We start from the raw sequence: 7,205 nt of genomic DNA, 5'->3' as shown, positions 1-7,205 counted from the left end.
CTATAGTACTTCGAGGTGGTTCAAAAGGGTGTTTATCTACTTTACCGGAAATGCCTACCAACTCTTCTGTTAACGTGTAATATGGTTCCAACTCTTCATAGGAAATAGGCCAGTCAACCACATTGGCTCCTTCTATCTCTCCATATTTACTCTTGAGTCTAAAATCATCAGGGTGCATACGGTGCACCATCCCAGACATCAAGTTGGAAGATCCTCCCACGATGTTACCATTCCAAAAGCTCCATCCAGATTCATAGGTGGGGGTGGCTACCCATTTCCCCTCTACTTTTTCCTCTATCGTATGATATTCATCAAATAAATTAGGTGTTACCAGGTCTCTTCTGCTGTAGGCCAACTCATCTTTAGAGAACTCTTCACGCCTGATAAGTCTGCCTTTTTCCAAGACTGCTACCTTGTACCCCGCTTGACATAAAGTATATGCTACAGCTCCACCACTTGCTCCTGAGCCTACGATAACGACATCATACATACTCATAGTTCAATATACCTTGTTTTGGGTCTTGGGAAACCACCATATGAAGAGATCGCCTGCCACCCTGCTTCTTTAATGTTTGAGCCATAAATTGGGTCAGAGAAAAGTCCTTCCATTGTTAGTGTCATGATACGAGACAACCAGTTACGTCCGTAATTTGTCTCTTCATAGACACGTAAAGCTTTCTCTTTCTCCTGCTCTGTCATAGAGGTAAATCGTCCTTTTTCTCTCTTCTCCAATTCTTTTGCCCCTTCAATGACAAAAGCTTTGATGTCTTTATCAAAACTCTTGTGCATCATCGTTTCAAACAAAAATTGTGTAACCTTCATGGATTTTGCAGAGGGGAGCTTACTCCCTTCGGGAAAAAGATGCTCCTGCACAGCAGAGAGTGTCGGCTCAATATCTCTGAATTCTTTCTCAAAGTCACTTGTCTCTTTTGCCTGTAAATAGGGAGAAAGTCCAAGGACAGACCCCAATATGAGAAATTTTCTTCTTTTCATTTATGTGTCTTTACATTGATTTTTTTAATCATAATACTATTGTGTGTACTTTAGGTGCAATACACTGCACGTACTTTGCACGGTTTAGATATTATACTTAAAGTGTCAAAAAATATAAGGAAGCAGAAATGAAAAAATTTATTTTGTGTTTGTTGCTGGGATTGTCACTAGGTGCTTTTACCGGATGTAGCAATAATAACGTCATAGACAGAACTGGACAGCATTGCGAATAACGGTTAACATTAAGAGATACGATACCTCTTTCCCTAAACATAAATACCTATGGATTGTATGATATACTTCTTCCCATTAATTAAAAACAATAAAGGACGACGGATGAAACAACTACTCTTTTCAGGACTACTGGGATTGGCAATGCTTGCACTTACAGGATGCGGAGAGGATAAAAAACCAGAAACACCTGTCATGAAATGCGAAGCGGGTAAATGCGGTACAGCCATGGAGAAAACTGAAGTCCCTACACAAAAATGTGGCGATAACTAGCATCTTCCTCTTCTCCTCTCTAAAATAGAGAGGCATTTTATTTTCCTTCATTCAATACACACACAGTACACATGTTTCATACTATACTTATACCGTAACAACATACATATTGTATATAAAGGAGTTACAAATGCTAAAAAATATCTACCCCATCACCAAAAATATATTAAGCAAAGGGCAAAACATTGCTTTGCTTTTTGCCAGACTTACTATCGCTTATGGGTTTTACGGACCTGCAATGCAAAAGTGGTCAGATATCTCCAGTGTTTCTACCTGGTTTGGTACCATAGGAATCCCTTTCCCTACTTTAAATGCCTACCTGGCAGCTAGTACAGAACTATTGGGTGTTGTGCTGTTAACATTGGGTCTTTTTACAAGACTTATATCTCTTCCGCTTATAGTGGTAATGATTGTTGCCATTACGGCCGTACATTTGACACATGGCTTTTCTGCAGGAGACAATGGCTTTGAAATTCCTTTATATTACATGCTATTTTTAGCGATATTTGCCTCATTTGGAGCCGGAAAACTTAGTTTAGATCACCTTCTCTTTGGAGAGGAGCAATAACAAAAAGGATCAACGATGAAAAAAACACTTCAGTTAGGATTATTATTTTTAGGTGCTTTAGCTTTATCTTTCACCTTAGCTACGGCAGAGGGAAAATGTGGGAACTCACAAGAAGGTATGATGGGTAGTGATGGTAGATGTGGGGATGCTCAAAGAGACATGAAACGCGGGGATGGCAGATGTGGAGATTCCCAAAGAGACATGAAGCGTGGTGATGGGAAATGTGGTGACTCCCAAAAAGGCATGATGAATAATGATGGCAGATGTGGAGCAGACCTAGAAAAAAGAAAAGAAACAAAACCTGCGCCAGATAAAGGTAAATGCGGTAAAGGTAAATGTGGAGAATAATCTACACATAACGCTTCTTCTTTAAATCTCCTCTATCTCAAGATATGGGAGATTTATCTTTCTTTTATAAATCATTGTATAATGTATCTATTAATTCAAAAAGGATGCTTATGCGATACTTACTTATAAGTCTCATACTATTACTCTCTTTTACCGGCTGTGAAGATAAAGAACAGCAAGCTAAGCATGATGCCAAAATAGCACAACAAGCTAGAGAAACGTTACTTGCAGAGCTAAAGGCAAAAAAAGACCTCCAAGACAAAAACACGTCAAAACTGAACAATATGGGTATCAACATGGAAGATGGTACCATTACCATAGATACAAATAAGACTAAAGATTTCTTTAGAGACTTAAATAAAAAAATGGGTGAACAAATGAAAAAGCTCTCTGATGATTTAGAAAAAGGGGTCGTTGAAACAAAAGAAGCGGGCATTGAGATCAATGAGCAACATATCCATATCGACCTCAACAAAACACAAGAGCTACTGATAGACTGGGGCAAGAAAATACAAGTTTTTGTGCAAGAGTTTGATGAGATGGCAAAAACGTTAGAAATAAACAGTACCAACACGACAATGAAAGGAATGTAATGCAACCGATAGATATGAACTCAGATGAATTTCAAGCTGAACTAGAAAAGACATGGACCTTTGTAGATAAGGTAAATAACCAATTTGGTTTTGTTCTCAACCCAAATGAAGAGGTCAACGAAGGTGTAGCTATGGGGCTTGCTCGAAACAAACTCATCTATGGTAAGAGATTTTGTCCTTGTTTTATGGTTATAGGAGAAACAAAAGAGGAACAAAAAGCAGCAGATAATCGCATCTGTCCATGTACACCTGCACTAGAAAAAGAGATTCCTGAAGATGGGACATGTCACTGTGGAATTTTCTGTACTCCTGAATATGCAAAAGCACAAATGATGCATGATGAGATAGAAGAGGTGGTACACCAACACTCAGGTGGCCTTACAAAAGAGCAGGCAGAGGTGCTACTTAAAGAGGAGCAGCTTGACGGAGATGAACTTGAAGCGCTTATCGAAGCAAGAAACCTAGGGATGATCAACTTTACCCTTGTAGACACAAGAGAGTTCATGGAGTTTCAAATGTCTCATATCGTAGGAACAGATACTCTTGTACCTACTTCACAATTCTACGCAAAAGTAGAAGCAGAACTAGCAGGTAAAAAATCAGAACCGATCATCGTATACTGCCACTCAGGAAGCAGAAGCTACCAGGTACAGCATGCTATGAAAAGTTTAGGATTCGAACACGTATGTAACCTCAGACCAGGGATCATAGGATTCTCAGGAGAAACACAAAGAGGATAACCTCTATTCCTATTTGGAGGATTCCTCCTCTCCAAAAATGCGGAAGCCCTTACCCCTCAAACAAATCACAACGATAATACTATCAATTAGCCCACGACAGTCCTTTGCATTTTGTTTTTTTGGGTTCATTTTCTTATTTGTTGCATCAACAAATAAAAAAAGGAATGAATACAATACAATCCAAAGACAAAATTATAAATTTTAAAAAAGTTGGGGAAATAATTAAAGGGGATGAGGAGCCGAAACTCCTCAAGAAATAGTTAACTAAAAAGTTAATTATTTAGCAAGTGCTGCTTTAGAAGCATCAGCTACTTTTGTAAAACTTTCAGGAGCATTCATTGCCATATCTGCAAGAATTTTTCTGTCAAGTTCGATGTTTGCAAGTTTAAGACCATGCATAAATGTTGAATAATTCATACCATTTAATCTTGTTGCTGCGTTAATACGAACGATCCAGAGTCTTCTGAAATCTCTCTTTTTTTGTCTTCTATCTCTGTAAGCATATACTAATGAACGCTCAAGTTGCTCTTTTGCTTTTCTGAAGTGTTTTCTTCTACCGCTATAGAACCCTCTAGCTTGTTTTAATAGTCTTTTGTGTCTTCTACTTCTTACGACACCAGTTTTTACTCTCATGGTTTTCCTTTACCTTAGACTTGTACTGTAACTTTTTAAAAGTCAGTTTTAGTAGGTGTCAAACATTCTCTCTGTTTGAACTTGCCCCTAATCGGGGGAATATTATCTGTCAGGAACGTTTTTTGAACAAAGTCCAACAAAACTACGCTAACGCTGAGTTAACTTCAGCAGTTGGCTCATGCGACCAGTCGCATTTCCTTTTTTAAATCAAAAAGTGATTAGTTAATCATCTCTTTAATGTTTTTTGCATCAACAGGGTCAACGTGCTTAGGACTTCTCATACTTCTGTGATGTTTACCATCAACTTTAGAAAGAATGTGACTTCTATACGCCGTACCTCTTTTGATTTTGCCGCTTTTTTTCACTTTAAAACGCTTAACAGCGCCTTTAACACTTTTCATTTTTGGCATATGCTTACTCCCTTTGTTTATTATAGAACGCTTTTGGGGCAAAGCCCGAAAAACTACGCTAACGTTGAGTTTGCTTCAGTAGCATGCTCGAACGACCAGTCGTTTTTTCTATTTGATTTTCACTACAGCCAAGTAGTAGAAAATGGGACGGTATTATACCCAAAATATCTAAAAGATTTATAAATCTATTCTATACCGATATCTCTAACCCTATTTGTGCTAAAATCTATCTATTAAAAATGAGGGTAAGCCTAGTGGACAAAGTGACCGAAATACTTTCTCAGAAAAAGAAACTTTTAACAGAGGTTTATTTTAATTTGCAAGTGCATTTTGAAGAAAAATATGGGAAAGATGCACTGGTTTTAATGGAAATTGGAACTTTTTTTGAAGTCTACGAAGTCAATAATGATGCACTCAAAGTAGGTAAAGCCAAAGAGATCGCTGAACTTCTCAACATCCAACTTACCCGTAAAAGTAAAGCCGTACTAGAAAACTCGGTTTCCAATCCTCTCCTCGCTGGTGTACCTGCCGTCTCTTTAGACCGCTATCTTGCCAGACTCATCGCTACCAAGAAATATACGATCATTGTCGTGAAGCAAAAAGGTGAGATGCCAAATATCAAACGCTATGTGTCTAACATCATCTCTCCGGGTACCAACTTTGAATACTTAAGTGAACCCTCTGAAAACAACATTGTCTCTCTGCTCATAGATGAAAATGCCGGTATCTTCTCTGTAGGGTATGCCGCTATAGATGTGAGTACAGGGAAAACTATCTGTAACGAGATACACTCCACCCGTGATGACAAAACATACGCGCTGGATGAAGCTTTTAACCTTTTACAAACCTATACTACTTCAGAAGTCATCATCACACTTGACAGTAAAGAGATAGACAAAGATTGGATCGTGCACTATTTGGAACTCGAGTCTCTGCACTACTCTCTCAATACAAAACGTTTTAAAATACAATTTCAAAACGAACTCTTTACCCGTGTCTTCAACATCAACTCGTTTCTTTCCAGTATCGAGTTTCTAGACCTTGAGAGACACCCGTATACTACAGAGTCTTTGGCGGTATTGATCGACTTTATCATCGAGCATGATGAGAGTATTATAGAGAAAATGAACAAGCCGCAATTCCTAGGGAATAATCGTTATATGTACATCGGTAATAATGCCATGGAACAGCTTTCAGTTATCTCCCGTGACCCCTCTGATATCACACTGCTTGACCTGATAGACAAAACCTCTACAGCTTTTGGAAAACGTCTTCTTAAAGAGCGGCTACTCAACCCTATCTGTGATAAAGCACTACTTGAAAAACGCTATGACCTTACGGAACGGTTACTCCCAAGTATTAATCGTTTTGAGACTCACCTGAAGCAGATCTATGACCTTGAGCGTATTACGCGACGTATCAAACTCCGTAAACTGCACCCTGTAGAACTTACGTATATCTCTATGTCTTTAGACGCGATCCTGAAACTTCTTGAAGATGCTCAAAGTAATGGTCTTGAAATAGATGACAACCTCTATGATGAAACACAAGAGATGCTAAAAGTCTTAAATGACACCTTTGAACTGGACATCTGTGCAAGGTTCCGCATAGAACAGATCAATGATAACCTTTTTAAAGATGGTGTCTACCCTGCTATTGACAGCATTGTCAAGACACAGCAAAAAGAAGTAAACAAAATGGAAGATGTCGCCACGCATGTTGAGTCGCTCTTTGAAAAAGACAAACTCTTTAGTGGTACAGCCAAGTATGCTACGGTGAGTTACTTGGAAAGTGAAGGTTACTTTCTCAATCTTACAAAAAACCGTTTTACGCTTATAGAGAAGTCTCTTAAGGACTCTTTTGTGACCATTGACAACCAACATCACTTTTTTAAAGACTTTCACTATAAATACTTAAAAAATGCCGTCAAAGTACAAGCCCCTCTTTTTGAGGAGATCACAAGAAATTATGAAACATCTCAAATTAAACTTGTCTCACTTGTCAAACAACGGTACATAGAGAGTCTTGATCTGCTTGAAAATAGATTTTCATTGCTTCTGGACAAACTCATCGTCTTTATCGCGAATATAGACGTGGCTATTTCCAATGCAAAATGTAGCAAAACGATGAACCTATCCCGTCCTATCATAGAAGAAGGCAACTTTTATGAGGCAACTGCATTGCGTCATCCCATTATAGAATCCAATGATGAAAGAGGTATTTATGTTCCTAATGATGTTTTTTTAGGAGAGAACAATGGAACTGTGCACAATCACATCACCCTCAATGCCAGCGATGGAGAAGATGTTTTAGGTACACTTCTGTATGGTATCAACTCTTCAGGGAAATCCTCTCTTATGAAAAGCATCGGTCTCTCCATAGTCTTAGCACAAGCAGGTTTTTTTGTACCTGCGGT

10 protein-coding genes are annotated in these 7,205 nt (G+C 38.5%); 6 read left to right on the top strand and 4 right to left on the bottom strand.

The window, feature by feature from the left end; genetic code table 11:
- Together ABZC96_RS06970 and ABZC96_RS06965 are read right to left on the bottom strand one after the other, a co-directional pair.
- The coding region (locus tag ABZC96_RS06970; RefSeq protein ID WP_373030040.1) for an FAD-dependent oxidoreductase at positions 1-496 on the bottom strand (496 nt) is incomplete at its 3' end.
- Complete coding sequence (locus tag ABZC96_RS06965; protein ID WP_373030039.1) at positions 493-993, bottom strand: gluconate 2-dehydrogenase subunit 3 family protein; 501 nt, start codon at positions 991-993, stop codon at positions 493-495. The genes ABZC96_RS06965 and ABZC96_RS06970, both read right to left, overlap by 4 nt.
- A gap of 336 nt (positions 994-1,329) precedes the next feature.
- Here ABZC96_RS06965 and ABZC96_RS06960 point away from each other — a divergent pair, with 336 nt between their 5' ends.
- The 5 genes from ABZC96_RS06960 to ABZC96_RS06940 all read left to right on the top strand — a co-directional run bounded on the left by ABZC96_RS06960 (position 1,330) and on the right by ABZC96_RS06940 (position 3,746).
- A complete protein-coding gene (locus tag ABZC96_RS06960) occupies positions 1,330-1,497 on the top strand; it encodes a hypothetical protein (protein WP_373030037.1) in 168 nt (55 codons plus the stop codon).
- Positions 1,498-1,627: 130 nt separating this feature from the next.
- Positions 1,628-2,065 (top strand): DoxX family protein, encoded by a 438-nt coding sequence (locus ABZC96_RS06955; RefSeq protein ID WP_373030036.1) that lies wholly within the window; start codon positions 1,628-1,630, stop codon positions 2,063-2,065.
- Between the two features lie 15 nt (positions 2,066-2,080).
- A complete protein-coding gene (locus tag ABZC96_RS06950; RefSeq protein WP_373030034.1) occupies positions 2,081-2,413 on the top strand; it encodes a hypothetical protein in 333 nt (110 codons plus the stop codon).
- A 110-nt stretch (positions 2,414-2,523) separates the two neighbouring features.
- Positions 2,524-3,006: a hypothetical protein gene (locus ABZC96_RS06945; protein ID WP_373030033.1), complete on the top strand. Its 483-nt coding sequence runs from the start codon at positions 2,524-2,526 to the stop codon at positions 3,004-3,006.
- The gene (locus tag ABZC96_RS06940) at positions 3,006-3,746 is read left to right on the top strand and encodes a ferredoxin-thioredoxin reductase catalytic domain-containing protein (RefSeq protein ID WP_373030032.1); all 741 of its coding nucleotides are present in this window, start codon (positions 3,006-3,008) and stop codon (positions 3,744-3,746) included. Before ABZC96_RS06945 ends, ABZC96_RS06940 begins: the two co-directional genes overlap by 1 nt.
- A gap of 276 nt (positions 3,747-4,022) precedes the next feature.
- Here the strand turns inward: ABZC96_RS06940 and rplT are convergent, their stop codons facing one another.
- Together rplT and rpmI are read right to left on the bottom strand one after the other, a co-directional pair.
- A complete protein-coding gene (gene rplT / locus ABZC96_RS06935; RefSeq protein ID WP_373030031.1) occupies positions 4,023-4,379 on the bottom strand; it encodes a 50S ribosomal protein L20 in 357 nt (118 codons plus the stop codon).
- Between the two features lie 218 nt (positions 4,380-4,597).
- Positions 4,598-4,789 carry a 50S ribosomal protein L35 gene (gene rpmI, locus ABZC96_RS06930; RefSeq protein ID WP_223891958.1) on the bottom strand — a complete coding sequence of 64 codons (192 nt, stop codon included), beginning with the start codon at positions 4,787-4,789 and terminating at the stop codon, positions 4,598-4,600.
- A 254-nt stretch (positions 4,790-5,043) separates the two neighbouring features.
- Between rpmI and ABZC96_RS06925 the strand changes: the two genes are divergently transcribed.
- On the top strand, positions 5,044-7,205 hold a 2,162-nt coding region (locus ABZC96_RS06925; protein ID WP_373030029.1), incomplete at its 3' end, for a DNA mismatch repair protein.

This window comes from Sulfurovum sp. (assembly GCF_041551015.1).
In the GTDB taxonomy this organism is placed as follows: Bacteria; Campylobacterota; Campylobacteria; order Campylobacterales; family Sulfurovaceae; genus Sulfurovum.
Note: the sequence above shows the minus strand (reverse complement) of the source record. Positions and strands in the feature narration are given on the sequence as shown.

Excerpts from the sequence above, each read along its gene's own strand:
- ABZC96_RS06965 (WP_373030039.1), bottom strand. The coding sequence starts at position 993 with ATGAAAAGAAGAAAATTTCTCATATTGGGGTCTGTCCTTGGACTTTCT.
- ABZC96_RS06960 (WP_373030037.1), top strand. The coding sequence starts at position 1,330 with ATGAAACAACTACTCTTTTCAGGACTACTGGGATTGGCAATGCTTGCA.
- ABZC96_RS06955 (WP_373030036.1), top strand. The coding sequence starts at position 1,628 with ATGCTAAAAAATATCTACCCCATCACCAAAAATATATTAAGCAAAGGG.
- ABZC96_RS06950 (WP_373030034.1), top strand. The coding sequence starts at position 2,081 with ATGAAAAAAACACTTCAGTTAGGATTATTATTTTTAGGTGCTTTAGCT.
- ABZC96_RS06945 (WP_373030033.1), top strand. The coding sequence starts at position 2,524 with ATGCGATACTTACTTATAAGTCTCATACTATTACTCTCTTTTACCGGC.
- ABZC96_RS06940 (WP_373030032.1), top strand. The coding sequence starts at position 3,006 with ATGCAACCGATAGATATGAACTCAGATGAATTTCAAGCTGAACTAGAA.
- rplT (WP_373030031.1), bottom strand. The coding sequence starts at position 4,379 with ATGAGAGTAAAAACTGGTGTCGTAAGAAGTAGAAGACACAAAAGACTA.
- rpmI (WP_223891958.1), bottom strand. The coding sequence starts at position 4,789 with ATGCCAAAAATGAAAAGTGTTAAAGGCGCTGTTAAGCGTTTTAAAGTG.